Origin of the sequence: Rickettsia endosymbiont of Pantilius tunicatus, assembly GCF_964291875.1 — a bacterium.
Lineage (GTDB): Bacteria > Pseudomonadota > Alphaproteobacteria > Rickettsiales > Rickettsiaceae > Rickettsia.
This window is the reverse complement of sequence record NZ_OZ198175.1, coordinates 1347063-1371945: the sequence shown is the minus strand read 5'-3', so window position 1 is coordinate 1371945 and position 24883 is coordinate 1347063. Positions and strand designations below refer to the sequence as shown.

Genomic DNA, 24883 nt, shown 5'->3' with positions numbered 1-24883 from the left:
AAGTCAAGTGTTCTTGATGCTACAATCTCTTGACTTTAGAATTCCTCTACTATCCCTTCAAGTTCTCTTTCATCTTTCAAAGCTTCTTGCCTGCAACTAATGCACGGAACAAGAATATCTGCATCTTGATATCTTTGAGTCATCTCATATTGCATCTCCGTATCCTGATCTTGCATGTTACTTTGTAGTAACTGGTAATCTGATATGATTTTTTCACCTAATTCTTGATTGTTTAAACTTTGTAGTAACTCTAGGTACTGATCAACGCCATCCTCTAACTCCAATAGCGAATTAGTATGAATTATGCCTGCCAGATATTTTTTAACATTTAAGAGGACTTGCTCCCTGTTCTGATCTGTCATGAAATGAACATCACTAGATACGTCAACCTGATTACTGCTATCTGAGCGTACTTTACTTAATTCATCATTGTACAATACTAGTGCTTGATTCTGATCCGTATATTTCTGATCTGTATTTGTCGCTCCTATATCTGATATGTCTATATCTTCTTCAAAACTCTCACTCGCTGAAGCTAAAGCGTGATCTATAGGTTTTTTAGTTAATGCAGATTGTGGTTCTATAGATTCTGCATCCTCATATTCTTCACAATCTTCAAACGCGTCCTCAAAACCTTCATCAATCAAATCTATCATTTGATCAATTACTTGATCCTCTTGGCTTGATATATATGGATCTTGGAAATCATCATTGTGTTGATCTATTGGTAATTGCGTTTTTTGTGGTTGATCATCGTTTTCAAATGCACTTTGATCTATGAAATGATGTCTGATATCTTCAATACTTAAATAATTAGCTTTTTTACCTAAACTATATCCAAGCTTAAATATTTCATTAGTGATTATCTTGATTAATTGTTGCTCCTTGATTTGTTCCTCCGAATATTCTATACCTCCCTTAACCCAAAAATTCTTAAGCTGCCCTAGATACGGTATATTATTGTACATTGCATTTTTGATCTTGGTAAAATATGACTCTTCTTGCGTTGGTACTAAATTAGGATTTGCTTCCCATTGTTCTAATATATTGTGGCATAACGCTGTTAATTCTTGTTTATCGATTCCTTCAACCGCATATAATATCTTTTTAGATATTCCTTGATCCATCTTATCTTTTAGGATTTTTGGCACGTTAATTACATTATTAATAGATATCATGCCTCCAGAGAAAAGCTTAACTACTCCAGATATCACTACTAAAGGTAAGGATAGCACATTTAAACTATGCCCTAAAATGCTGTATCTGGTAGAATGTGTTGTTAAATTATAGATTTCATGTGGTCTGTGTAACTCTTCATGCGATATATTATTCAGAGTTTCAAATGTTGTGTTTATTCTGTTTTCTATAAATAATGTGCTGTATAAATTCATATTTTACCTATTAACTTCTTAATTTTTTCTGATATTTCAGATATTTTTTGTTGTTTAGCCAATAACCTTGCTTGTAGTTTGTAAAACTCCTCTAATGCTCCAGCACTTTTCAATATCATCATTATTGCCGCTCTTCTATCGTCTGCATTTCTAATTGTGGTATCTAGGTCTTCTATCCTGTTGCGGAGTGATACTGTCTCTGCTTTTAAGAAGCGTTCTCTGTCTTTTACTATTTTTTCGTGGAATGTTCTTACTTCTTGAAGGGTTTTCTTTACATTTGCACTAAAATTTACTCCTAATTGTTCGTATAGATGATCTAATTCAGTGTCAGCTGGAGGTTTTTTGTATTCTACTGACTGCATATTGCTGGAGCATTGCTTTTTTGTTTATTGCTCCATGCATGATACGTGTGCATTCGTCCGCTTCTTCTTGAAGTTCCTTGTACTGATTGTGCACTTTGAACTTAGATAGTTCATTTTGATCCCTTTCTATTTCAAGCTCTAATGCTTCTTTCCTTGCCTTTAGCACTTCTACATTAGAAGCTAATATTAGAATTAGTATTAGCGTTAATTGTATCATTTGTTCCTAGCATAGCTTCTTCCTCATGAGTAAATTGTTTTCAATATCTATTAGTCCAAAACAAAACAGCAAATCTAAACCAAGAATAAATCTTTCATATGTTGCAATACTTGGTATATCTTTCGCTTCCTGCCAAAGTTTTGCTATATCCAACTGCTTACCTAAAATCTCAAGTAGGTCTATGCCTACTTGTAGCAAAGTATCTTCTTCCTCAATGAATTTTGTTGGTAATATCATTGCTCAGATACCTCACATGTTTGAATTGAATTTCTTAATATTTCGTTAATTGCACAAATAGCTCGTATGAAATTATCTTTAGCCTTAGTTAAATTTGCTAAATCTATCTTAACATATATTTCATCCTCATTTCTCCTTATGTCTAATTTTTGTAATATTTGTGCTATTAACTCTTGGTTTTCATCATAATTTGCTAAGTGCTTGATATCATCTAGTATCCAACCATCATCTGTTAGAGTGTATCCTTGCTCTTCAGCAATTAAATATATTTGCAAGTAATCATTACGTTGATCTAAGTACTGAGTGGTCAGACAGACTGTATTTCGCTCAATCTCTTCTACTTTTTTTGCATATTTAAACAAGATAATAGCTTTTTCTAAAACATCACTCATATCCACTTACCTCACAATCTCATGATTTTGTACCTCATCATCTATCCCTTCAAGGTCCATATCTTCCCTTGAAACCTCCTGTCTGCAACTCATGTAAGATGTCAGTTCATTATTATCCTCATTTGCATCTTCATCCTCGTTTACTCTAGTTGACTGATTCTGTAGCTCCATATCATGATTCTGCACTCTACTTTGCAATATTTTGTAATCTGATATGATTTTCTCACCTAATCCTTGGTTGCTTAAACTTTGTAATGAAGCAAGATACTGATCAATATTTACTTTTAAATCAGGATTATCATTTGCAAATGATGTAAGATACTGCTTGATTCCTTCAAGTATCTGCTCTCTATTTGCATTAGTGATAATAGAGTTATTTGCAGTGTCATCACCAACACCCTTATTAGCACCCTGAGCTTGTACTAATGTGCTACCCTCGATCTCTTCCTCTTTAGCATCTTCATGACCATTTGCTATATCATCAGATGTAACTGTTATAGCTTCCTTATTTACAATAGTAGTATTGTTATCACTACTATTATCTAAGCCTAAGCCAAGTTCTATTGCTACCTCAGTATCTTCTGCTACTTTCTCATAAGGCATAGCTTGAGTCTCAACTACTACATATTTTACTAAATTATCACATAGCTTTTGTAATTGCTCCGTGTGTTCTTCTATATATTTATGACCTACCGCTACTAATGCATCTATGTTTTTAGAGTTACTATTATCTAGACTACTTGTCTCTTTAGTAATAGGTAGCTTTACTTCCACAAACTCATCTTCTCCTAGTAAATCTAATTTTACCTCTGCTGTGGAGCTATCTTCGCTGCTTTGCATTAAACGACTAACTAACTTGCCTTTAACAAGCCATCCTATAAGCCCATCAAGTCCTATCTTAGGTATTGAGCTACTAGCTTCATGGTCATTATCAAAGTTAAGTGATAATACCATTGTATCATCTAGTATTTTTGCATTCTCTTCTCTGCTATGACCATTCTTTAATATCTTGAGTGCCTCATATGCAGGTCTATTAGCCCCAAGTCCGAGTCTTCCCAATTAAGTGTGTAAACTTTTTCAAAGGACTAGATTCTATCTTCAAATTTTATTAAAAAATGAGCCATAGCCGCATTCCAATTTGGCATAGGCATTGACCATTTTTTGGTCATGCAATAAATTGCTAAATATAAGCTTTTAAAAACAGCATTATCATTTGGAAAAACCCGTTTATTTTTTGTAACTTTTCGAAGTTGACTATTAACGGATTCCACAGCATTAGTTGTATAAATTATTTTCCTTATTTCTTCTGGATATCCTAAGAAAATCATTAAATTATCCCAGTGAACGTACCAAGATTTAGCAATTTGATGATATTGTTTATTCCATTTAGATTCAAAAGCCTCTAAAGCGGAAAGTGCTTCTTTTTCTGTGCTAGGCTGTAATAAATAGGTTTTAAATCACCAGCAAGCTCTTTCCGGTCCTTGTATGATACATATCTTAAACTATTTGTAATTTGATGTACAATACATAATTAATGCTCCGTCTTTGGAAAAACAGCACCTATAGCTTCAGACATACCATTAAGGTTATCGCTACATGCTATCAGTATGTCTTGCATACCTCTATTTTTCATCTCAGTAAAATTACCAAGCCAAAATTTAGCTCCTTCATTCTCGCTGATCCACAATCCTAAAATATCTTTCCGTCCTTCTAAATCAACGCCTAAGGCAACATATACTGATTTATTGATAATACGTTTATCTTGACGCACTTTTACTATTAAACAATCAAAAAATACTATAGCATATACTGGATCTAATGGACGGCTCTGCCATAGCTTAACATCCTCTATTATATCATCTGTGATCCCGCTAATTAAACTCTTGCTTACATCAGCTCCATATAACTCCTGAAGCTGTAATTTTATATCTGATAAACTCATACCTTTAGCATACAAAGATAGTACTTTATCATCAAAACCATCAAGTCTTCTTTGACGCTTTGCTACCAATGATGGTTCAAAGCTACTATTTCTATCTCTTGGTACCTCAATCTCAACAGCACCATTCTTTGTAATTAGATTCTTTGTATTATAACCATTACGTGAATTCTGGGCAGCACTTTGATTATACTTGCTATATCCTAAATGATTATTCATCTCAGACTGTAAAGCTCTCTCTACAAGACGCTTGGTCAGTTCTTTTAATAAATCATCCTACGCAAATAAAGTTGATACATCTGTATCATTATTGATCAATAAATCTATCGCTTGATCCATTGCAGCATTTTGTTTCTCTGTCATTGTAATTTCTCTTTTTGTTATATTTTCTTTTATATAACCTTTGGGAAATTTACACACTTATTTGGACAGAGCCCAAAAAAGAAGCCCATGGCGAGATTGAGACACAGCATCCAGGTTATCTAGGATGCCAAGATACATATTATGTAGGAAATTTTAAGGGTATAGGTAAGGTTTATTCTCAGGTATTTATTGATAGCTATAGCAGAGTAGCTGATGCTAAACTATATACGGCACCGTCAAGTTAAGAGAGATGTAAATTAAGTATTGAGCAAATGCATGGAATAATTTATAGAATAGCAGTAACCATTTATCTCTAAATTTCACCATTATGCGTATTACTCAAGCTCCGAAGAGACATCGTTTTCCAGCAAGCATCATTAGCCATGCAGTATGGTTATATCATCGTTTTAATAGTAGCTACCGAGATGTTCAAGAACAGATGGCATATCGAGGTATTATTTTGAGTCATGAGACAGTAAGATTTTGGTGCAACAAATTTGCAGTTTATTTTCAAGATGTTATCAGAAGGAGAGAGCGGAAGCCAACTGATAAATGGCATTTAGATAAAATGAACATTAAGATTAAAGGTGAAGTATTCATACTATGGAGGGCTGTTGACTCTGAGGGACATGAATTAGAAGTATTGCTACAGAAGCGACGCAACAAGAAATCAGCTATTCGCTTTTTATTAAGATTATTGGGCAATTACCCAGCTCCAAGAGTAATTGTTACTGATAAGCTCAAGAGTTACATTAAACTGATTAAGCTTATGTGTCCTAGGACTAAACATCGAACTAATAAGAGATTAAATAATCGCGTTGAGAATGCACATCAACCAACTAGGCGAAAAGAGAAGATATTGATTAAATTTAAGCATCCTAATGTAGCACAATGTACATTATCACTGATGGGAAAAGTTAGAAATATATTTGCCGTAAATGTTGGAAGATATACTAAAACAGCACCTGACCAAAGAATTGCATTTGCATCCGCTAAATCCATTTGGGATGAAGCTACTCAAAGACTTCTTGCTGCCTGAAATCTAAAAATATTACTCTTTTTGACACTATGTTACTTAACTTGACGATGCCTCTCATATAACTAATATTATATAAGCTTAAAACTTAAGTCAAGCATAATTCATACTTATGAAGTAATAATTATTTTTTATGAAGTATAATTATTATTAACTTGTTATATTTTGATATAGCAAAATTAGTTTTTAACATTTAATGAAAAATTTTTATGATTGTGATTATAGGAAGTAATAAGGGTGGTACAGGTAAAACAACTACTGCTACTAATATTGCATTAGCACTTGCATATAGCAATTATGATGTGTGTTTAGTAGATGCTGATTTCCAAAGATCCGCATCACGTTGGCATCAAGATCGGCAAGAAGCAAAACTTTTGCCATCAATTACTTTGATAGAGAAATACGATAATATTTCCACTACTTTAGAAGAATTAGACAAAAAGTTTAATTATATTATTGTGGATGTTGCTGGACGTAATAGTAGGGAAATGATTACAGGTTTAAGTGTTGCTGACATACTAATATCCCCTCACCAAGCTAGTCAATTAGATCTAGATACGATAGTTGAATTACAAGAACAAATCATAAGAGTTAAAGATATTAATCCTAAGTTGTCATCTTACATATTACACACCATGGCTAGCACGAATCCAACTGTGAGAGCAAATGAAAGAAAAGAATTTTTTGAGTATCTTAGTGATTTTCCGCAGCTAAAACTATTAAATACATGTTGTTATTACCGAAAAATATATAGAGATGTGATGCCTTTAGGAAAGGCAGTCATAGAATATAACAATTTGCAAGCTAAAAATGAAATACTAGAATTAATTAAAGAAGTGTTCTGATTATGGCATTAAAAAAACGTCCATTGCAGATTTCTCAACAAAAGATTGAGAATTTAGCAAATGAATTAGCAGATAAACCTTATGGTAATGCAAAAGAAGATGATACTCTTGTGCGTACTACAATTTCACTCCCTTCTTCTGTTTTATTCAAATTAGAGGATCTCTCAAGACATAATAAACGGACAAAGAGCTCATTAAAATCCGTGAGTGCAATAATACGTGATTGTATTGCAAAATCTTTAAATATTTAATTATAGGACATGATGTATATAACAGCGCTACAGTTAAAAGTTGCTCGGAATATTTTAGATTTAGGGGTGCGCGACATCGCAGTATTATTACATGTTAGTAAAACTACAATTAGCAAAGTAGAACTCAACAAAACTCGCGATTTCCTACTAAAACATAATGCTGCACTTGTTCATTTTTTTTCTTGTAATAATATCTCCTTTCCTAATCAATTTAGCATTCAATATAAATCACAAAATATAATTAATACCAACACAGAGAGTACAATAACTAGATTCCAGTTAAAAGGTGCTCGATGCATTCTCAATATCAGTCAAGCCGATCTTGCTAAAGCATTAAATATAAATAGATCAGTAATAATTGAGGCTGAAAAGCACCAAAATGAGCAATGCTTAACACTTTTTGGGAAACAGAAAGAACTTGAGATAATACAATTTTTTAATGACAATAATATTGTACTATATGATCATTTGTCCTTATTTTTTAGAAAAAGAGTAGACAAATGATTTTTGTTATGCTAGGCTCATACTTCATGAGGTTATTTTGCATAACAAAACAAAGGGTTAAGTCCTAGAATTAAAATGTCCCAAGACTTAACGACTTATAAAAGCTTTCGCAGGGCTTTATAGGTTTATAGTACATGTTTTTACATAAAAAGTCAAGAATTTTAGGCACTTAGCTCCATAAAAGGAGCATAAAATGCAATTATTTTATCCACTTGGTAACCCAAGTGATAATATTGGTATACATGGGTTCCATGATACCACAAAGAATCAATCACAATCATACATCCCAATAACTGGATGTGTCTTATCTCACATATTATCATGCCCTAGATTATCTTCCAACATTTACGGCAAATATATTTCTAACTTTTCCCATCAGTGATAATGTACATTGTGCTGCATTAGGATGCTTAAATTTAATCAATATCTTCTCTTTTCGCCTAGTTGGTTGATGTGCATTCTCAACGCGATTATTTAATCTCTTATTAGTTCGATGTTTAGTCCTAGGACACATAAGCTTAATCAGTTTAATGTAACTCTTGAGCTTATCAGTAACAATTACTCTTGGAGCTGGGTAATTGCCCAATAATCTTAATAAAAAGCGAATAGCTGATTTCTTGTTGCGTCGCTTCTGTAGCAATACTTCTAATTCATGTCCCTCAGAGTCAACAGCCCTCCATAGTATGAATACTTCACCTTTAATCTTAATGTTCATTTTATCTAAATGCCATTTATCAGTTGGCTTCCGCTCTCTCCTTCTGATAACATCTTGAAAATAAACTGCAAATTTGTTGCACCAAAATCTTACTGTCTCATGACTCAAAATAATACCTCGATATGCCATCTGTTCTTGAACATCTCGGTAGCTACTATTAAAACGATGATATAACCATACTGCATGGCTAATGATGCTTGCTGGAAAACGATGTCTCTTCGGAGCTTGAGTAATACGCATAATGGTGAAATTTAGAGATAAATGGTTACTGCTATTCTATAAATTATTCCATGCATTTGCTCAATACTTAATTTACATCTCTCTTAACTTGACGGTGCCATCTCAAATGCTAAGACTATAGAGCAAGACACGCTAATTACAAATATGCATAATATGGTAGTATATGCTAGGAAACATGGTATATTCAATGACCAAGATATACTAAATCAATTTAACTCTAATGAGAGTCAAAACGCACTTAATAATTTAAGTAAGACATGCCAGAAGCATTATATGGATCATCACAATGAAAATATTAAGCAGCTGTTAGATGATGAGCATGTAATGGTAGGAACTAAGAAATATACATGCCCGCTTAAATATATGAAGCATGAGATGCAAAATAATATACCAAGCTTTGTAGATGAAAAACAAGTAGCTACAACCTTTGCAAAGGTAAAAGCAGAAGTTAAAGAGCTACGTCTAGAAAGAGAGTTAGAACATACAATGACTATGAGATTTTAAGGATTTGCAAACATGACTAACAAAGAGCTTAATCAGAGGCAACAACAAGCAGAATTAAGTACAGATGGCGATGTTAGTGCTACTGGCGATAATTCTACTTCTGAACGTCCAAAACATGATGAACTATTCAAAAAGGTCATGAGCGAGCCTGTAGCTGCTCGTGAGTTTCTAGAGCATTATTTGCCAGTATCATTTAAGAACAAGATTAATCTTGATAGTATTAAAATAGAAAAAGAAAGTTTTGTTACAGAGTATTTACGCAAAAGACTTAGTGATGTTATTTATTCCGTTTCTTTAAAAAAGAATAATATTAAAGATAGCACTACTGAAAGTGTCAATAATGACAAAGCTTATGTATATGTTCTGATCGAACACCAGTCTAGTAGCGATTACTGGATTGCTTTTAGACTATGGCAATATATGCTGCTATTATGTGAAAGGCATAAGGACGCTAATCAAAATATAAGGAATGCCACAAAAGACCACGATAATAAGCTTCCTCTAATATGTCCTATAGTAGTATATGCAAATGATAAGCCCTATAATGCTCCAAGGAGCTTTTGGGAGTTGTTTGAAGATAGCAAGACTGCTAAAGAAATGATGGGTGATGAGTATTTACTTGTAGACTTACAAAAACAAAGTGATAATGAGATAGAGCAAAAGAAGCATCTTGGTATGATGGAGTATATGCTTAAACATATCAAAGCTCGTGATATCTTAAATCTATGGCACAGTCTACTTGAGAAGTTTGCAAGTAGTATTGAAATAGATAAAGAAAATGGCTACATTTACATTAAGTGGTTATTGTGGTATAGTGATGCTAAGGTATCTGAAGATAAACAAGTAGAGCTTGCTAAGATCATAGCTAGCTACTTAAAACAAGAAGATCAAGAGGGACTTATGAGAACAATAGCTGATAAATATATTGATGAAGGCATGCAAAAAGGTATGGTCCAAGGCATGCAGATTGGTAGAAACGAAGGCGTGCAGATTGGTAGAAATGAGGGAAAATACGAAAGAACGATAGAAGTAGCTAAAAATATGTATAATGCCGGTGCTGATATTTCTTTTATATCTAAAGTCACCGGACTATCTATTTCTGAGCTCAATAAGCTTCTCAAGTCCTAACCCCTAGGTGCAAAAGGATATCCATTTGTGCCTAAAGTCTTCGGGGCTCTGTCCAAATAAGTGTGTAAATTTCCCAAAGGTTATATAAAAGAAAATATAACAAAAAGAGAAATTACAATGACAGAGAAACAAAATGCTTGATGGCTCATTTTCAAATCCAAAACTGTCTACCCTTACAAAACTCGCAGATTTTTGTAATGCTTCTATTGATGAAATATTAGGTTGCGACCCCAAATATTATTCATCCAGAAAACAGACTTCCAATCCAGTTGATGCTAATTCAATTACCAAACATTAAGAAAACTACCTCTACCAAGCACCTGAATAAGCAAAAAGATGATGGTAAAGTGTAATAGTTGAGTTTTAAAAATCGCTATGGTTGATCTGTTCGCCTAATATTTCTGTATTAGAATCAGATGTATTAGATCCATCTGTTATTAATTTAAAAATTTCTCTACCATCTGGTAATATCATTACTTTACTAAAATCATCCATTTGTTTATTAACATGCTGCATATCGATTCCTGATTTTGGTATTTTCACCTGTTTCATCAATGCCGCAGTTTCATGCACCTTATCTTTAAAAGATATAGGCAACGAAAACATACATTCTTTATTAGCAACTCTTACATCTTTTAATTCTTGAGCTAACGCAAACATGAAACTTGCTATATCATTATCTTGTTTTACGCCAATGCCCTGTCCAAAACATGCATATAATGAGAATGGGGCTTTTTCATAACCTAAGCACAAAGCAACCCAAAAATCTTTAGCTGCTAGCACTCCTGCACTATCAATTTTAGTTTGGGATTCATTATTATCTATTAATTTTTGTCTATCATGATAATAATTTTCTGCAAGTTTATACCAGTACTCTCCTGTAGTATGTGCATAAGTATTATTTTTTCTCTTAAAGATATTCTTAAACATATTATTATCCTTTTATAATTTATAAAATACACAGCACTAAATCTGCTTATCTCTGAGGCAAGCCTACGGGGTATTGACGGCAAATTTTCCTTTGTACCGTTCTGCTTTGATTATAATAATCGTAGCTGACCGCAGGGGATATAACCAGAAAAGATTTAAATATCCCATTGCTGCTTAGTCTTTTTATTTGTTTTACCATTTTCCTTAGCTTGGCTCTGTAGCTTTGATGCAGCTTTATTTGTAATCTTTGTTTTGTCTTTTGTATCGCTTGAGTCCATACCTTGATTATTTATATCAGACAACGATCTGATTTTATCAACTTTCTCTGAAACCTCAATTGAGAGTTTAGCCTTTTCAGGATGCATTGCATGTATATTCTCAAAAACTTTTGCTTGGTTAACCCAAAAACTTTTTATATCTTGAGTCTTTGCAAATTCCAAACCCTGCCCAATTTTTATCGCTTCCTTTTTTCTCTCATCATAATGTTTTGCTGTTTCTTTAATTTTAGTTTTCGCTGCTTCTCGTTGTGCTATGTGAAAATCTTTTTTATTCTTTAAAAATATAATTTTTTCATAGTTTGTTGAATGATTAACTTTTGATATCTCTTGATCTATTTTGTCTATTTCAGTTGAATGGTGCATATGCTCATTGTGTGCGACAACTCTAGCATTATGAACTTTTGCCCATTTTTCTTTTTCTTCCTCTATATCTTTGGGTGTACGCTTTAACTGTTGTCTTAATTCTTTACTAAGCTCTCTGCCGGATTTGGTAGCATCTAATGCTTTATCCAGCTTTGCATTACGATCCTGTTGTTGATTTAAATATTCTTCACTTATCGCATCAAAACTACTATACACAGCTTGCGTTTCCATAAACCTTAACATTTCTTCTTTCCAAGCTTGGACTTGGGCAGCTTCATCAGTGATGCGTTGATTTTCAGACAAGATATTAGTTATTAGGCTATTTTTTTCCTCTTTTTCTTTTTCGATAATAGATGCGATTAAATCTTTTAGCTCTTTTGCAATCTCGGGGTCTACCCCTTCAGTTGATATAGATGCGGCATTAGATTTTAATTGCTGTATTTCTGTTGGATTAAAAGCGTTAATACGACCTATTATTTTATTTATTACATTTTTTACTTGTGCACCACTATATAATTGTGTACTTATCTCGTCGTTATCTTCATTTTTATCATCTTGTCCATCATTACTCATAGAACCTCCTTTATATTTTAATTTTTTATAACCTAAATACTTTACGACTGGCTGATTCCTTCAGTTTCTTACACAAAAATGTTAGTATGTTATATGCTCTCGGTCAAGCATTTCTATCTGAATTAAGTTGCTGTCCAATTTTTGCAATCTATTATACTTTAAATATTAAATACTATCGTGAGTATCTCACTTACATGTGATACAAGATGTATTACTAGCGCTTTCTTGATTTCCTCAGGTATCTCAGATAAATCACGCTCGTTATCCTTAGGTATGATTACTTCCTTAATACCCTCTCTTACTGCAGCAGTGAGCTTTTCTTTAAGCCCTCCTATCTCAAGCACCCTACCTTTTAATGTAATCTCACCAGTCATTGCTATATCTTGTCTAATCTTCTTGTTGCTTAACAGTGAATAAAGAGCTGTGTAAATGGTAATACCTGCAGATGGTCCGTCTTTAGGTGTTGCTCCTGCCGGTAGATATATGTATGTCATGCGTCTTTAAGATATCATCGCTGATCTCGTGGGTTTTAAAATCTATACTTGATTTTAAACAGGTCATAGCAGCATCTATTGATTCTTTTAATACCTCTCCAAGTTTACCTGTTGCTTTAATCTTGCCGTCGCCTTTGTATTTTGAAGCTTCTATTGTAATTAAATCGCCTCCCCTTGCTGTATGAGCAAGACCGTTGATCATTCCAATAGTTACTTCATCATCTTGCAATTTTTGTTTGTGATATTTAGAGTGCTTGAAATACTGATCTATAGTTTCTTTAGTTAAGGTGCTTTGTTCCTTTCTTGCTTCTGCTAAGAGATATTTTTGTAGTAGCTCTCTTATTTTTCTCTCAATGTCTCTTACGCCTGATTCTCTGGTATAATTCTCGATTATGTGCTTGATTAGTTCATCTGAGAGTGTGAATTTGTTGCTCGGAACATTTACCTCTTTCATTAGCTTTGGTATGATGTAATCTTGCGTGATCTTTACTTTTTCATTATCTGTATATCCACTAATATCTATGACCTCCATACGGTGTAATAGTGGATATGATATATGATCTATTGAGTTTGCTGTGGCGATGAAAAATACTTTTGACATGTCATAGCCGGAATCAAAGTAATCATCAGTAAAACTATCATTTTGTGATGGATCTATTAACTGCAGCAACGCTCCTTCAAGAGCTGCTCCTCGCTCTTTGCTAATTTTATCTATTTCGTCTAAGATCATTACGGGGTTGCTGCTACCTACTTCAGAAAGTAGTGACAATGCCTTGCCAGGTCTTGCACCCATATAGAAATCCATGCATCCCCTGATTAGCCCCTCATCTCTTGCCCCAGCAAGTGATAATGTTACACTCTTGCGGTTTAGTGCTTTTGATATTATTTTAGCAATTGATGTTTTTCCGACTCCAGGAGCACCGACTAAGCATAATATTGGAGGTTTTGTATCTTTAGAAGTTGCCATGAATGCTAGAGCTTCTATTCATCTTCTGTTTAACGCTCTCAAGACCATAGTGATTTTCGTTTAGTACCTGCTCTGCTTCTATAATATCAATAGATGCTTCGTCATATTTACCCCATGGAAGCCTGAATAGATAATTTAGATATTTTTCTGTATAACTTCTATCTCCATCATTACTACCATGACTTCCTTTAAGGCGTGCTATTTTCTGCTCTGCTACTTTTCGTGCCACTACTGATAAAGGTGTGTTTTTTAGTAATATTTCAAAATCTTTGTTACTTGCTTGGCTTACCATAGCTTCTAGTGCTGCCTTTTTATTATCTAATGCTTCTTGAAAATGAGGATCTAGTATTATTGCTTTGTTATACTCCTTTACAGCTTCATCATACTTACCTTCTCCTTGGAATGAATCACCTTTACAAGAATATGCAAAGGCATATTTGTAATCTAACGCTATTGCTTTGTTACAACACTTAAGTGCATCATCATACTGTTTCAAAGCAATATAAGTGTTACCCTTATAAGCATAAGCAGCTGCATTATCAGGCTTTAACTCTATAACCTTGTCGTATGCTGCTATAGCCTCCTCGTATTTTCCAAGTTGGTGTAATGTAGTGCTTTTATCTATATAAGCTTCAGCATAATCAGGCTCTATCTCTATAGCTTGATCATATGCTACAATCGCCTCCTCATATTCTTGCTTATATGATAGTGCAATACCTTTTTTATAATAATATACCGAATCTTCAGGTTTGAGTGCTATAGCTTGATCATACTCTATGATTGCTTCGTGGTACTTCTTCTGTCTATATAACGCATCTCCTCTATAACAATAAGCAGCTCCATAATCAGGCTTTAGCTTTAAGGCTTCATCAAACGCTTTTACTGCCTCTTGTGCAAAAACACGATCGTGTATATTAAGATTTCTACCGATCTCATAGTAAAGCTTTGGATCATTTGGCTCTAACTCTATAGCTCTTTCATAACAACTATGTGCTTCAGAAAGCCAACCTGTCTTAGATAGCAATAATCCTTTATTATAATAGACACCGGAGCATAGTTTGTTTATAGCTCTATCATATGCTTCTTCCGCTAACTCTTGATGACCTGTAGGTAATAAACTAGCTCCTTTGCATAAATAGGCCTCTCCAAACATATTCTCCTCATTCATAGCTATTGCCATATCAAATGCATTTAAAGCTTCCTGATATCTTTCACGCTTATATAATTTGTAGCCCTTATTTAAAAAATTTAATTTACTTAGAGCCTGTCTTGAAAAGATATAAGAAATAATTTATATTGTCAAAAAATAATAAAGTAGGAATATGTATCCCAGTGATATAGTGGAAGAAGAAAGGATACATTTAGCTCCATTTGTTGGTCCTTGCAAGATAGGACGGTCACGTAAACATAATATAAGAGATATAATTAATGGCATTCGTTACGTAATGAGGAGTAGTTGTCAGTGACGATTATTACCTAAAGATTTTCCCCCATGGCAAACAGTATATGACTATTATTTACGTTGGCGTAAGAATGGTAGATGGCAAGAAATACATGATAGATTAGTCCAAAAAGTAAGGGAGAAAGAAAGTAAGAAATCCACTCCTACTGTAGGGATTATAGATAGTCAGTCTGTTAAGACTACCCAAAAAGGGGAGCTAGAGGATATGATGCAGGCAAGAAGATTAAGGGTAGGAAACGCCATATAGTTACAGATACACTTGGTTTAGTATTATCATGTGAAGTACATTCAGCAGGTATACAAGACAGAGATGGTACTAAAAATGTAATAATCAAGGCAAAAGCAAAATATCCTAGTATTATCAAATTTTTTGCAGATAGTGGTTATGCTGGAGCATTACAAATTTGGTGTTTTTTAACTGTAAGAGCATTACTGACAATTTCTCGTAAAATTGTTGATCAAGTGGGGTTTAAAGTGATTCCCAAGCGTTGGATAGTTGAACGTACTTTTGGCTGGCTCAATAATTTTCGTCGTATGAGTAAAGACTATGAGCATAACTATAAAACTTCTGAACATATTATTTATATCAATATGATTACACTTATGCTTAAAAAATTGACTAAACCTTAATTTCAAGACAGGCTCTAATATATCCAAGGTAAAATGCGGTGCAATAAAAGGTAAGTTTTTACTTTGACTAAATTTAATTGGTAAATTTATCAATTCTTTATAAGTAATATCTTGTGGATGATTTTCTAGCCACTTAGTAAATAAATATTTTCGCATTTCTAAAATATTTAGATTATTACCTCCTCTTTTTACAGGATTTTGCGGGATGACAGCTAAGCTTAAGATATCAATTAAGTTTAAACCTTTCAGATCACGATTAAAATAAATATAACTACTCGCCGATATCCCTTCAATATTACTACCATAAGGTACTAAGTTTAGATAAGCCGTTAAAATCTCATTTTTTGAGCAATGTAACTCTATGTGAATAGCTTTGATAATTTGATAAATTTTACCAAAAATAGTAGAGGAATTTATCCCATATTTTAGACGAGCTACCTGCATTGTTATGGTAGAGCCACCTATTTTACGATCATTTTTTAGATAAGTAGAATAAAAAGCTTTGATTAAAGAGGTAGGATTAATACCGAAATGTTTATAAAAATGCTTATCTTCATATAGCAATACTGCTTCTATAAAGCTCTGCGGCACTTCATCAAGCGGAGTAAATATCCGATATTTATCATCTTTAGAAAGCGAAATATGCATAAATAGCCTATATAAAAATACATCATTGCAAGGATTTGTAAGATTTTCCACATGGATCGAGAGTCGTCACTGCGAAGAAAAACTGAAAGTTTTGACGAAGCAATCCAGTTGAAAAATGCTAACTTTTAGCATTTTTATTATTTTTTCTGGATTGCCACGCTCCTTACTGTCGCTCGCAATGACGCACCTCGATCCAAGCAACAAACCTTAAACAAGGATGACATAACAATAACTATACAACATTATAAAGCATCTTTTCAAGTTCCTCTAAACGTTGTTCTATTCTTTCAATATCTTCTTCTGTTGCGGGGTTTTCTAATAAATGTGCAACTTCATCTTTAAGAGTATTTATCTCTTTTTCAACGGAATCTAGCGTAATATTGTTGATGGCTTTTTTGTTTTGATTTGACATTTGATGACTCCCGATTAATTAAACCACCAAAGAAAATCTCAGGTGGTTGGGGAGTTAGAAGAACCGTCGTAGAAACAGTTATAATAGCTTTTAGGTTTAAAGTTATGCACTTTAAACCCTGAACATATGCTATTATCTCCCCAACCATAAAGTTGAGGAGCATTTTTAAATGGATAATGCTAACCATCTACGTTAAAGGACTTCTACATCCCAGAAAAGCTTAATAGCCGTTCCGATTACGATTCTATATGTGACTACTAGAAAGTCAATAAGTTTATAGGTTGAATGTAATTTCCGCTTCTGTCACACTGTAGCGGCATTGTTGCGTGGATACTAAGTCGTCTGAGCTACGCGAATGAAATGAGCTTGGCAATCCAGAAAAAATAATCCACGCTGGCAATGCCTCCCGTGACTTGGGAACTAGAACCAGTAATAAAAATATATTAATTATTATTTAGCTCTTCTTTCTGCTGCTTATACCAAAGTTCTGCGTAATAGCCTTTTTGTTTCAACAGGGTTTTATGGTTGCCACACTCGACTATATAGCCATTATCTAAAACAATAATCTCATCAGCGTCGATTATCGTTGATAACCTGTGAGCAATAATTAAGGTAGTATAATGCTCCGATATTTCTTTAAGACTTGCCTGAATTAACTTTTCAGTTTTGGTATCAAGCGAGCTTGTTGCTTCATCAAACACGTATATAGATGGATTTTTGAGTAACGTTCTTGCTATGGCGATACGTTGCTTTTCGCCACCAGAAAGTTTTAAACCACGCTCACCTACTTGAGTTTCATACCCCTCCGGCAGGCTAGTAATAAACTCATGAATATGGGCGTTTTTCGAAGCAGCTATAACCTCATCATAGCTAGCCGAATTATCACCATAAGCGATATTGTAATATATTGTATCATTGAACAGGACAGTATCTTGTGGCACGATTCCAATAGCTTTGCGAAGCGAGCTTTGTGTAACTCCTCTTATATCCTGCCCATCTATAGTAATACTGCCACTATTAATATCGTAGAATCTGAAAAGCAAACGTGAGATAGTCGATTTACCTGCTCCGCTACTCCCAACTATGGCAAGTGTCTTACCGCTATCTATAGCAAAACTGATATTATGCAAAATCGGACGTTCTGGATTATAAGCAAAATTCACTTCTTTAAAAGCAACCTCGCCTTTTGATATAATCAGCTCTTTAGCATCTTTAGCGTCCTCTACTTCTTTTGGTATATCTAAAAGATTAAACATATCTTCCATACCGACTAGGGCGTTCTTAATTTCCCTATAAGCAAAACCAAGTATTGAAAGCGGAATTGATAGCTGGAAGAGATAAGTATTAACCATAATTAAATCTCCGACTGTCATTTTACCTTGGTTTATTTTAGTCGCCAATAGTATCATAAGAGCTACAAGACCAAGGGATATTATAACATCCTGCCCTATATTTAAAATTGATAAGCTATTAGTTGTTTTTGTGGCTGATCTTTCATAAATTTGCAATGCTTCATTAAATTTAGAGGCTTCATATTCTTCATTGCTAAAATATTTAACAGTCTCAAAATTCAGCAAGCTATCGATTGCCCTATTATTTGCGGTATTGTCGCTTTGATTCATCTCGCGGGCAAACGAAATTCGCCAAGTACTAATTAGAAAAGTGAAAAGAACATAAATTGACATGGTTACTAGGATAGTAACAGAAAACCAAATACCATATACATACCATAATATCCCGCTTACAAGAATAATTTCTACACTTGTCGGAAGAATATTAAATAATGAATAACGCAGTACCGCTTCTATGCCTTTAGTTCCACGCTCTATTGATCTACTTAAGCCACCGGTTTTTCGGGTAACATGAAACCGCATGCTTAAATTATGCATGTGTTTAAAGACGTTCAGAGCAATAAGCCTAGTCGCTTGATGCCCTACTTTTGAGAAAATAATATTGCGTAACTCATTAAATATTCCAACAAATATTTTAGTCCCGCCATATGCAATAATTATGCCGATAATAACCGAAAGTGCTAGATTTTTATTTAATCCATCTATTACGTATTTATAAACTATTGGTACGAAAATATTTATTGCTTTAGCAAGAAGCAGACAAATAAGTGATGAAATAATACGCAAACGTATGTTAAAATCTTTCGACCATAAATAAGGCAGAAGTGAGTAAAATGAATTTTTATGTTGAGTTTGATTAGTCATTGTTTGGGCTTTATGAATAGGTTTTAACGTCATTGCGAGGAGATGCATAGCAGATGGCGGAGGCAATCTCAGGAATTATACATTATTTCATGAGATTGCCATGCTCACTTTGTTCGCTCGCAATGACGAGTTAGTATCTAAGCAAAAATGACATAGAAGTTGCAGGATGAAAAATGTGGCAATACGCTCCTCACAATGATGATAGGTTTCAAGCACCGGCAGCAGCTGAATCCTTCTTCGGTTGTCCTTCCAACAACTTATCTAATCTTCTTTCTTTATCAAGATCATATAAATCGTCACAACCGCCTATATGCATACCATCTATAAATATCTGCGGAAACGTTAATCTATCAGGATTATTTAACTTCTTTCTTAATTCTGCTACATTTGGATCTTGAGCATTCTGAACTTCGATTTCTTGATAAGCAACTTCTTTTTTATCAAGTAGTGCTTTAGCTTTTATGCAATAAGGACAACCGGCAAGGGTGTAAATAATAATAGCGTGTAATATAGCTTTATTCATAATGTTGTACTCTTTTATTTAATTTTAATATATTATCTTAAACTATAATTATTAAAGCAAGAAAAAAGCGATGAATAACTTTTCTATTATATCAGATTATAAACCAGCAGGTGATCAACCGAAAGCAATTGATGAAATTATCAAAGGTTTAAACAGTAAAAAGCGTTCACAGATGCTGCTTGGTATTACAGGCTCAGGTAAAACCTTTACTATGGCAAATATTATAGAAAGAACTAACCGACCAACGCTTATTATGGCACATAATAAAACGCTAGCGGCACAAATTTATTCCGAAATGAAATCGATTTTTCCGAAGAATGCAGTTGAATATTTTGTATCATATTACGACTATTACCAGCCGGAAGCTTACATCCCAAAAACCGACGTTTTTATAGAAAAAGACTCCTCTATTAACGAGCAGATCGATTTGATGCGGCACTCAGCCACAAGATCATTATTAGAGCGTCGCGATGTTATAGTTGTGTCCTCTGTTTCTTGCATTTATGGTCTTGGCTCCCCTGATTTATATTACCAAATGACAGTCAATTTAGAGCCTGGTAAAAGTTACCCTCGTGATAAGCTACTTAATGATTTAGTGAATTTGCAATATGAGCGTAATGATATTGGTTTTGAACGTGGTTGCTTTCGGGTCAAAGGCGATAATGTTGATGTTTTTCCATCACACTATAGCGATAAGGCTTGGCGTTTATCATTTTTTGGTAATGAACTTGAGTATATTCACGAATTCGATCCGCTAACTGGCGAAAAACTTGCCAAGCTTGATAAGGCTATAATATATGGTAATTCTCACTTCGTAATGCCGAAAGAGACAGTAAATAAAGCAATATCGGAAATTGAAGAGGAATTGCAAAAACGTATCGCATTCTTAAAATCGCAAGATAAATTACTAGAAACTCAAAGGATTAATCAACGTACCCAGTATGACCTTGAAATGTTAATCGAAACAGGAAGCTGTAAAGGTGTAGAAAATTACTCTAGGTTTTTCTCAGGTCGTAAAACTGGTGAGCCACCGCCAACTTTGTTTGAATACCTACCAAAAGATACATTATTATTTGTTGATGAAAGCCACGTATCCGTCCCACAAATTAGAGCTATGTATAATGGCGATAGAGCAAGGAAAGAAGTGCTAGTAGAACATGGATTTCGTTTGCCGTCAGCTCTTGATAATAGACCGCTAAAATTTGAGGAATGGGAAAATTTTAGACCGCAAACTGTTTTCGTATCAGCAACCCCTTCACCTTTTGAATTAAATGAAACCGGCGGTGAAGTCGTAGAGCTGATAATTAGACCTACGGGGCTACTTGATCCTGAATGTATTATTAAGCCAGCTACTAATCAGGTTGAGGATTTAGTAGGCGAAATTCAAAGCACCATCGCAAAAGGCTTCCGTGTGCTGGTTACTACTCTTACTAAAAAAATAGCAGAAGATTTAACCAATTATTTGCAGGAGCTTAAATATAAGACTTCTTATTTGCATTCTAACGTCCACACATTAGAGCGTATCGAAATATTAAGGGATTTAAGGCAAGGAACAATTGATATTCTAGTAGGTATTAACTTACTACGTGAGGGTTTAGACATTCCCGAATGCGGCTTAGTTGCCATACTTGATGCTGATAAAGAAGGGTTTTTGCGTTCGGAAGTGTCGCTAATACAAACAATTGGTAGAGCTGCAAGAAATAGCGAAGGAAGAGTTATTCTTTATGCCGATAAAATGACTAAGTCCATCGATAAAGCTATTAGCGAAACGATGCGTAGACGCACAATACAGCAAGAACATAACGAAAAACACGGTATAATCCCAAAAACCATCAACCGCACTATCCATGCTTTAGCAGAGCTTGAAAAGGTAGATATTAAGCTTGATAAAAAACAAACCCATAATTTATTTGATAATCCTGCTAAACTGAAAGCTCATATTGATAAATTACGAAAAGAAATGCTCAAAGCTGCAAGTAATCTTGAATTTGAACAAGCAGCAAAGCTTCGTGATCAACTCAAAACTTTAGAAGCGGCAGCATTAGAATTGAGTTAAATTTACGATAAGTACACTTCTTTATCTAAAGTCCCCTCACTATTATCGATAAGCATAGTAATCGTTGCATCACCGGTAATATTGATAGTAGTACGAAGCATATCAAGTATACGGTCAATACCTGCAATAATTGCTACTCCCTCAATTGGTAGATGTACAGATGAAAGCACCATAGGCAGCATTATTAAAGAAGCTCCTGGAATACCAGCACCACCAATTGAGCCAAGAGTTGAGGTTAGAATAATTACTAAATAATCATGTGGAGCAAGTGTTACTCCCATCATTTGAGCAAAAAAGATAGTGGTAAGCGATAAATTTATAGCAAAACCGTCCATATTAATTGAAGCACCTATCGGCAATACAAACGAAGTACTAGACTCTGAAATTCCAAGTTTCTCACGACAAACTTGCATAGTAGTTGAAAGAGTCGCTTTACTACTTGAAGTGGAAAAAGCAAGTATCTGATACTCAAAGCTTTTCTTATAAAAAGGTATAGGGGATACACGACAAAATATATATATAAGCAAACCGAATACTAGATATTGGAATGTCATAGCCACAACAACCGCTATAACAAGTTTTGAAAGGCTTATCATTACTTCTATACCTTGCGTACCTATAATCCAAGCTGTTAAAGCAAAGGCACCATAAGGTGATAATTGAATAACAAAAGATATCATTTTTAGTACTAATTTTGACATTAAATGTACTAAATCAGTAATAGGTTCTGCTGCTGCTTTCATTTTATTTAAGGTAATACCGACAAAGACGGCAAAGAATACTACTTGCAAAACATCACCATTTGCAAAAGCACCGACAGCATTATCAGGAACTATATTGACAAAAAAATCTATTATATTAAACGATGTTCTTTCAATTTTACTAGAGCCCGAAGGAGAAAAATCTATATGCATGCCTACGCCAGGCTTTAATATTGCAGCAACAGTAAGACCAAAAACCGTAGCAAAGAAAGTAGTTCCTAAAAAGGCTGCTACCGCTTTCATGCCTACCCTGCCAAGTGCAGAAGTATCATTCATACTAGTAATGCCTGAAACCAAGCTAGAGAAAATTAGCGGTGCAATGATCATTTTTATCAAACGTAAAAATATGTCACCTGCCGGCTTAATATAATCAACATATTGCGGTAGGTAAATACCGAATATAATACCGAAGATTAGACCTAAGGTAACTTTTTGCCATAATTTCATTTTTTACTCCGAGTATACTTACTTTATTTTTCGATTTAAATTATTCAACCATAGGTTTACTTACTATTTTGATTAATCCATTCTAAGTATTTTTGAAGACCGCAGTCAATGTTTATTTTTATTATTTGCGGTAATTCATAATTATGAACTTCAAGGATTTTATTTTCAATCTTTTTATAATTAGAAGATTTTGCTTTAATCACAATTCTATATTCTTTTTCTAAAGCTACTTTAGCATCCCATTTAAAGTAACTTTTCACATCATCAATTTGTATACAAGCAGCAAGATCTAACTCTAATAATAGAGAGGCTATTTTTTCAGCAATTTGTAAATCATTAGTCGTGGTCAAAACTAAGCAAAACTCTTGCATGCTTAGACCTCAACAAAACAATTAGGTGTTTCAAATAGTTTTATATTGGTAATAAAGAATTTTTGACTTTCAAAAAGCTTAGGGAAAATCTCGTTTTTTAAATGCATAGCAATATTTTCAGCCGTCGGATTATTCTTCAAATAATATACTTTCTGACCTGTATGACTTTCAATTTTCTGCCCAATTTCTTTATCATCCTGATGCAAGATTAGGCTGTGATCAAAATTCTTATCAACCCAAACTTTAGCTAAATCTTTGATCAAACCGAAATCCGCTACCATACCAAGTTCGTCAGTATCATTTGCTGCTATAGTTATTTCAAGAACATAGCGATGACCGTGCAGATATTGACATTTATTTTGATGACCGATAATTCTATGCCCTGCATCGAACTCAATACGACGAGTACATTTTATCATTAATTATACTCCAAACTATAAGTTTAGCAGCAGCTTTTCAGGACTTTCTATTAGCTCTTTAATTTTCACTAAGAATGAAACGGCTTCTTTTCCATCAATTATACGGTGATCATACGATAGAGCTATATACATCATCGGGCGTATTTCAATTTTACCGTCTATAGCTACCACTCTTTCCTCAGTTTTATGTAACCCTAAAATACCGGATTGAGGCGGGTTAATAATAGGAGTAGATAAAAGCGAACCATATACACCGCCGTTGGAAATCGAGAATGTACCGCCTGATAAATCACCCATAGAAAGCTTACCATCTCTTGCTTTTTTAGCGAGTCCCCCTATCGTCTTTTCAATATCAGCAAATCCCATTTTATCCGCATCTCTAACCACCGGTACAACAAGACCTTGCTCAGTTCCAACAGCTACACCTATATCGTAATAATTTTTATATACTAAATCATCACCATCTATCTCAGCATTTACTGACGGAATAAGTTTTAAAGCTTCGATAGTTGCTCTAACAAAAAATGACATAAAGCCAAGCTTCACGCCGTGCTTTTTCTCAAACTCATCTTTATACTTACCACGCAGAGCTATAACTTTTGACATATCAATTTCATTAAAGGTAGTCAAAATAGCAGCTGTATTTTGTGAATCTTTTAAACGCTGTGCAATAGTTTTACGCAAACGTGACATACGCACACGCTGCACTCTTTCTTCATTAGTTTTAGCTGAAGAAGTAGTGACAGGAACAGGAGCGTTCATCGTTTCCAACACATCACCTTTAGTAATTCTACCGTCTTTACCTGTCCCTTTTATATTATTTGGATCAAGCTTGTTTTCAGCAACTAGTTTTTGTACGGATGGAGCAAGATTATTATTAACTACTGCTGGTTTTTCTGCTGGCTTTTCTGGAGCAACCTGGGGAGCTGCTTGAGGCTTTGCTGCTTCGTTATTATTTGTTGCTACAGCTTCTCCCTCATTTATCTCGCCTATTTCTTCACCAACTCCAACATTTGCTCCGTCAGCTTTTGTTATTTTGCCTATAGTACCATTGCATGGGGAATTAACTTCCAATGTTACTTTCTCAGTTTCAATTTCCAATAATAATTCATCGGTTTTAACAGCATCGCCCTCTTTCTTATACCACTTGGCAATAGTCGCTTCTGTTACCGATTCACCGAGAGACGGTACTATAATTTTAACACCCAT

25 protein-coding genes and 6 pseudogenes are annotated in these 24883 nt (G+C 34.3%); 12 read left to right on the top strand and 19 right to left on the bottom strand.

Annotated features, from left to right (window positions below; all coding sequences use genetic code 11):
- Positions 1–35 precede the first annotated feature (35 nt).
- The 6 genes and pseudogenes from ACICQC_RS08065 to ACICQC_RS08040 form a co-directional block, all read right to left on the bottom strand.
- Entirely contained in the window at positions 36–1391 is a 1356-nt protein-coding gene (locus tag ACICQC_RS08065) for a hypothetical protein (protein WP_395476631.1), read from the bottom strand.
- Complete coding sequence (locus ACICQC_RS08060; RefSeq protein WP_395476630.1) at positions 1388–1753, bottom strand: hypothetical protein; 366 nt, start codon at positions 1751–1753, stop codon at positions 1388–1390. The genes ACICQC_RS08065 and ACICQC_RS08060 overlap by 4 nt, the downstream gene beginning before the upstream one ends.
- Positions 1754–1976: 223 nt before the next feature.
- A complete protein-coding gene (locus tag ACICQC_RS08055; RefSeq protein WP_395476629.1) occupies positions 1977–2207 on the bottom strand; it encodes an ABC-three component system middle component 6 in 231 nt (76 codons plus the stop codon).
- Entirely contained in the window at positions 2204–2599 is a 396-nt protein-coding gene (locus ACICQC_RS08050; protein WP_395476628.1) for a DUF1828 domain-containing protein, read from the bottom strand. Before ACICQC_RS08050 ends, ACICQC_RS08055 begins: the two co-directional genes overlap by 4 nt.
- 453 nt (positions 2600–3052) lie before the next feature.
- Positions 3053–3310, bottom strand: a pseudogene (locus ACICQC_RS08045) (hypothetical protein); the annotation flags it as partial.
- 374 nt (positions 3311–3684) lie between these two features.
- Positions 3685–4901 (bottom strand): annotated as a pseudogene (locus tag ACICQC_RS08040) (IS256 family transposase).
- Between the two features lie 77 nt (positions 4902–4978).
- Here ACICQC_RS08040 and ACICQC_RS08035 point away from each other — a divergent pair.
- The 5 genes and pseudogenes from ACICQC_RS08035 to ACICQC_RS08015 all read left to right on the top strand — a co-directional run.
- Positions 4979–5131 (top strand): annotated as a pseudogene (locus ACICQC_RS08035) (IS481 family transposase); the annotation flags it as partial.
- Between the two features lie 98 nt (positions 5132–5229).
- A complete protein-coding gene (locus ACICQC_RS08030) occupies positions 5230–5940 on the top strand; it encodes an IS6 family transposase (RefSeq protein WP_395476627.1) in 711 nt (236 codons plus the stop codon).
- A 206-nt stretch (positions 5941–6146) separates the two neighbouring features.
- A complete protein-coding gene (locus tag ACICQC_RS08025; RefSeq protein ID WP_395476626.1) occupies positions 6147–6782 on the top strand; it encodes a division plane positioning ATPase MipZ in 636 nt (211 codons plus the stop codon).
- A gap of 2 nt (positions 6783–6784) precedes the next feature.
- Positions 6785–7033, top strand: coding sequence for a hypothetical protein (locus ACICQC_RS08020; protein ID WP_395476625.1), 249 nt, complete (start codon positions 6785–6787; stop codon positions 7031–7033).
- Between the two features lie 9 nt (positions 7034–7042).
- Positions 7043–7537 carry a hypothetical protein gene (locus ACICQC_RS08015; protein ID WP_395476624.1) on the top strand — a complete coding sequence of 165 codons (495 nt, stop codon included), beginning with the start codon at positions 7043–7045 and terminating at the stop codon, positions 7535–7537.
- Between the two features lie 331 nt (positions 7538–7868).
- Here ACICQC_RS08015 and ACICQC_RS08010 read toward each other — a convergent pair whose 3' ends face one another.
- Positions 7869–8492, bottom strand: coding sequence for an IS6 family transposase (locus ACICQC_RS08010; protein ID WP_395476623.1), 624 nt, complete (start codon positions 8490–8492; stop codon positions 7869–7871).
- A 144-nt stretch (positions 8493–8636) separates the two neighbouring features.
- Between ACICQC_RS08010 and ACICQC_RS08005 the strand changes: the two genes are divergently transcribed.
- The 3 genes from ACICQC_RS08005 to ACICQC_RS07995 all read left to right on the top strand — a co-directional run bounded on the left by ACICQC_RS08005 (position 8637) and on the right by ACICQC_RS07995 (position 10422).
- Positions 8637–8996 carry a hypothetical protein gene (locus ACICQC_RS08005; RefSeq protein WP_395476622.1) on the top strand — a complete coding sequence of 120 codons (360 nt, stop codon included), beginning with the start codon at positions 8637–8639 and terminating at the stop codon, positions 8994–8996.
- 12 nt (positions 8997–9008) lie between these two features.
- A complete protein-coding gene (locus ACICQC_RS08000) occupies positions 9009–10124 on the top strand; it encodes an Rpn family recombination-promoting nuclease/putative transposase (RefSeq protein ID WP_395476621.1) in 1116 nt (371 codons plus the stop codon).
- Positions 10125–10257: 133 nt separating this feature from the next.
- A complete protein-coding gene (locus ACICQC_RS07995) occupies positions 10258–10422 on the top strand; it encodes a hypothetical protein (protein ID WP_395476620.1) in 165 nt (54 codons plus the stop codon).
- 65 nt (positions 10423–10487) lie between these two features.
- Here ACICQC_RS07995 and ACICQC_RS07990 read toward each other — a convergent pair whose 3' ends face one another.
- The 4 genes and pseudogenes from ACICQC_RS07990 to ACICQC_RS07975 all read right to left on the bottom strand — a co-directional run bounded on the left by ACICQC_RS07990 (position 10488) and on the right by ACICQC_RS07975 (position 14909).
- The gene (locus ACICQC_RS07990) at positions 10488–11054 is read right to left on the bottom strand and encodes a hypothetical protein (RefSeq protein WP_395476619.1); all 567 of its coding nucleotides are present in this window, start codon (positions 11052–11054) and stop codon (positions 10488–10490) included.
- Positions 11055–11209: 155 nt separating this feature from the next.
- Positions 11210–12268: a hypothetical protein gene (locus tag ACICQC_RS07985; protein WP_395476618.1), complete on the bottom strand. Its 1059-nt coding sequence runs from the start codon at positions 12266–12268 to the stop codon at positions 11210–11212.
- 158 nt (positions 12269–12426) lie between these two features.
- Positions 12427–13729, bottom strand: a pseudogene (locus ACICQC_RS07980) (S16 family serine protease).
- Complete coding sequence (locus tag ACICQC_RS07975) at positions 13716–14909, bottom strand: tetratricopeptide repeat protein (RefSeq protein WP_395476617.1); 1194 nt, start codon at positions 14907–14909, stop codon at positions 13716–13718. The pseudogene ACICQC_RS07980 and the gene ACICQC_RS07975 overlap by 14 nt, the downstream one beginning before the upstream one ends.
- A gap of 142 nt (positions 14910–15051) precedes the next feature.
- Here ACICQC_RS07975 and ACICQC_RS07970 point away from each other — a divergent pair, with 142 nt between their 5' ends.
- From ACICQC_RS07970 to ACICQC_RS07960, 3 genes and pseudogenes are all read left to right on the top strand, one after another.
- Positions 15052–15195, top strand: a complete 144-nt coding sequence (locus tag ACICQC_RS07970) for a hypothetical protein (protein ID WP_395476275.1) — start codon at positions 15052–15054, stop codon at positions 15193–15195.
- 42 nt (positions 15196–15237) lie between these two features.
- Positions 15238–15438: pseudogene (locus ACICQC_RS07965) on the top strand (transposase); the annotation flags it as partial.
- Positions 15414–15821, top strand: a complete 408-nt coding sequence (locus ACICQC_RS07960) for a transposase (RefSeq protein ID WP_395477632.1) — start codon at positions 15414–15416, stop codon at positions 15819–15821. The pseudogene ACICQC_RS07965 and the gene ACICQC_RS07960, both read left to right, overlap by 25 nt.
- 15 nt (positions 15822–15836) lie before the next feature.
- On the opposite strand, the pseudogene ACICQC_RS07955 reads toward ACICQC_RS07960, so the two are convergent.
- The 4 genes and pseudogenes from ACICQC_RS07955 to grxC all read right to left on the bottom strand — a co-directional run.
- A pseudogene (locus ACICQC_RS07955) lies at positions 15837–16469 on the bottom strand (transglycosylase domain-containing protein); the annotation flags it as partial.
- Between the two features lie 232 nt (positions 16470–16701).
- Positions 16702–16881 carry a hypothetical protein gene (locus ACICQC_RS07950; protein WP_395476616.1) on the bottom strand — a complete coding sequence of 60 codons (180 nt, stop codon included), beginning with the start codon at positions 16879–16881 and terminating at the stop codon, positions 16702–16704.
- A 443-nt stretch (positions 16882–17324) separates the two neighbouring features.
- Positions 17325–19097 (bottom strand): ABCB family ABC transporter ATP-binding protein/permease, encoded by a 1773-nt coding sequence (locus ACICQC_RS07945; RefSeq protein ID WP_395476615.1) that lies wholly within the window; start codon positions 19095–19097, stop codon positions 17325–17327.
- Positions 19098–19305: 208 nt separating this feature from the next.
- The gene (grxC, locus tag ACICQC_RS07940; protein ID WP_395476614.1) at positions 19306–19620 is read right to left on the bottom strand and encodes a glutaredoxin 3; all 315 of its coding nucleotides are present in this window, start codon (positions 19618–19620) and stop codon (positions 19306–19308) included.
- A 70-nt stretch (positions 19621–19690) separates the two neighbouring features.
- On the opposite strand from grxC, the gene uvrB reads away from it, so the two are divergent.
- Positions 19691–21676: an excinuclease ABC subunit UvrB gene (gene uvrB / locus ACICQC_RS07935; protein WP_395476613.1), complete on the top strand. Its 1986-nt coding sequence runs from the start codon at positions 19691–19693 to the stop codon at positions 21674–21676.
- A gap of 2 nt (positions 21677–21678) precedes the next feature.
- On the opposite strand, the gene ACICQC_RS07930 is transcribed toward uvrB, so the two are convergent.
- From ACICQC_RS07930 to odhB, 4 genes are read right to left on the bottom strand one after another with little or no spacing between them, the layout of a single operon-like run.
- Positions 21679–22884 carry a dicarboxylate/amino acid:cation symporter gene (locus ACICQC_RS07930; RefSeq protein ID WP_395476612.1) on the bottom strand — a complete coding sequence of 402 codons (1206 nt, stop codon included), beginning with the start codon at positions 22882–22884 and terminating at the stop codon, positions 21679–21681.
- Between the two features lie 56 nt (positions 22885–22940).
- Entirely contained in the window at positions 22941–23255 is a 315-nt protein-coding gene (gene cutA, locus ACICQC_RS07925; protein WP_395476611.1) for a divalent-cation tolerance protein CutA, read from the bottom strand.
- A 2-nt stretch (positions 23256–23257) separates the two neighbouring features.
- Complete coding sequence (locus tag ACICQC_RS07920) at positions 23258–23674, bottom strand: 6-pyruvoyl trahydropterin synthase family protein (protein WP_395476610.1); 417 nt, start codon at positions 23672–23674, stop codon at positions 23258–23260.
- A 15-nt stretch (positions 23675–23689) separates the two neighbouring features.
- Positions 23690–24883 carry a 2-oxoglutarate dehydrogenase complex dihydrolipoyllysine-residue succinyltransferase gene (gene odhB / locus ACICQC_RS07915; RefSeq protein WP_395476609.1) on the bottom strand — a complete coding sequence of 398 codons (1194 nt, stop codon included), beginning with the start codon at positions 24881–24883 and terminating at the stop codon, positions 23690–23692.

Coding starts and splice junctions, on each gene's coding strand:
- ACICQC_RS08065 (WP_395476631.1), bottom strand. CDS start 1,391: ATGAATTTATACAGCACATTATTTATAGAAAACAGAATAAACACAACA.
- ACICQC_RS08060 (WP_395476630.1), bottom strand. CDS start 1,753: ATGCAGTCAGTAGAATACAAAAAACCTCCAGCTGACACTGAATTAGAT.
- ACICQC_RS08055 (WP_395476629.1), bottom strand. CDS start 2,207: ATGATATTACCAACAAAATTCATTGAGGAAGAAGATACTTTGCTACAA.
- ACICQC_RS08050 (WP_395476628.1), bottom strand. CDS start 2,599: ATGAGTGATGTTTTAGAAAAAGCTATTATCTTGTTTAAATATGCAAAA.
- ACICQC_RS08030 (WP_395476627.1), top strand. CDS start 5,230: ATGCGTATTACTCAAGCTCCGAAGAGACATCGTTTTCCAGCAAGCATC.
- ACICQC_RS08025 (WP_395476626.1), top strand. CDS start 6,147: ATGATTGTGATTATAGGAAGTAATAAGGGTGGTACAGGTAAAACAACT.
- ACICQC_RS08020 (WP_395476625.1), top strand. CDS start 6,785: ATGGCATTAAAAAAACGTCCATTGCAGATTTCTCAACAAAAGATTGAG.
- ACICQC_RS08015 (WP_395476624.1), top strand. CDS start 7,043: ATGATGTATATAACAGCGCTACAGTTAAAAGTTGCTCGGAATATTTTA.
- ACICQC_RS08010 (WP_395476623.1), bottom strand. CDS start 8,492: ATGCGTATTACTCAAGCTCCGAAGAGACATCGTTTTCCAGCAAGCATC.
- ACICQC_RS08005 (WP_395476622.1), top strand. CDS start 8,637: ATGCATAATATGGTAGTATATGCTAGGAAACATGGTATATTCAATGAC.
- ACICQC_RS08000 (WP_395476621.1), top strand. CDS start 9,009: ATGACTAACAAAGAGCTTAATCAGAGGCAACAACAAGCAGAATTAAGT.
- ACICQC_RS07995 (WP_395476620.1), top strand. CDS start 10,258: ATGCTTGATGGCTCATTTTCAAATCCAAAACTGTCTACCCTTACAAAA.
- ACICQC_RS07990 (WP_395476619.1), bottom strand. CDS start 11,054: ATGTTTAAGAATATCTTTAAGAGAAAAAATAATACTTATGCACATACT.
- ACICQC_RS07985 (WP_395476618.1), bottom strand. CDS start 12,268: ATGAGTAATGATGGACAAGATGATAAAAATGAAGATAACGACGAGATA.
- ACICQC_RS07975 (WP_395476617.1), bottom strand. CDS start 14,909: ATGGCAATAGCTATGAATGAGGAGAATATGTTTGGAGAGGCCTATTTA.
- ACICQC_RS07970 (WP_395476275.1), top strand. CDS start 15,052: ATGTATCCCAGTGATATAGTGGAAGAAGAAAGGATACATTTAGCTCCA.
- ACICQC_RS07950 (WP_395476616.1), bottom strand. CDS start 16,881: ATGTCAAATCAAAACAAAAAAGCCATCAACAATATTACGCTAGATTCC.
- ACICQC_RS07945 (WP_395476615.1), bottom strand. CDS start 19,097: ATGACTAATCAAACTCAACATAAAAATTCATTTTACTCACTTCTGCCT.
- grxC (WP_395476614.1), bottom strand. CDS start 19,620: ATGAATAAAGCTATATTACACGCTATTATTATTTACACCCTTGCCGGT.
- uvrB (WP_395476613.1), top strand. CDS start 19,691: ATGAATAACTTTTCTATTATATCAGATTATAAACCAGCAGGTGATCAA.
- ACICQC_RS07930 (WP_395476612.1), bottom strand. CDS start 22,884: ATGAAATTATGGCAAAAAGTTACCTTAGGTCTAATCTTCGGTATTATA.
- cutA (WP_395476611.1), bottom strand. CDS start 23,255: ATGCAAGAGTTTTGCTTAGTTTTGACCACGACTAATGATTTACAAATT.
- ACICQC_RS07920 (WP_395476610.1), bottom strand. CDS start 23,674: ATGATAAAATGTACTCGTCGTATTGAGTTCGATGCAGGGCATAGAATT.
- odhB (WP_395476609.1), bottom strand. CDS start 24,883: ATGGGTGTTAAAATTATAGTACCGTCTCTCGGTGAATCGGTAACAGAA.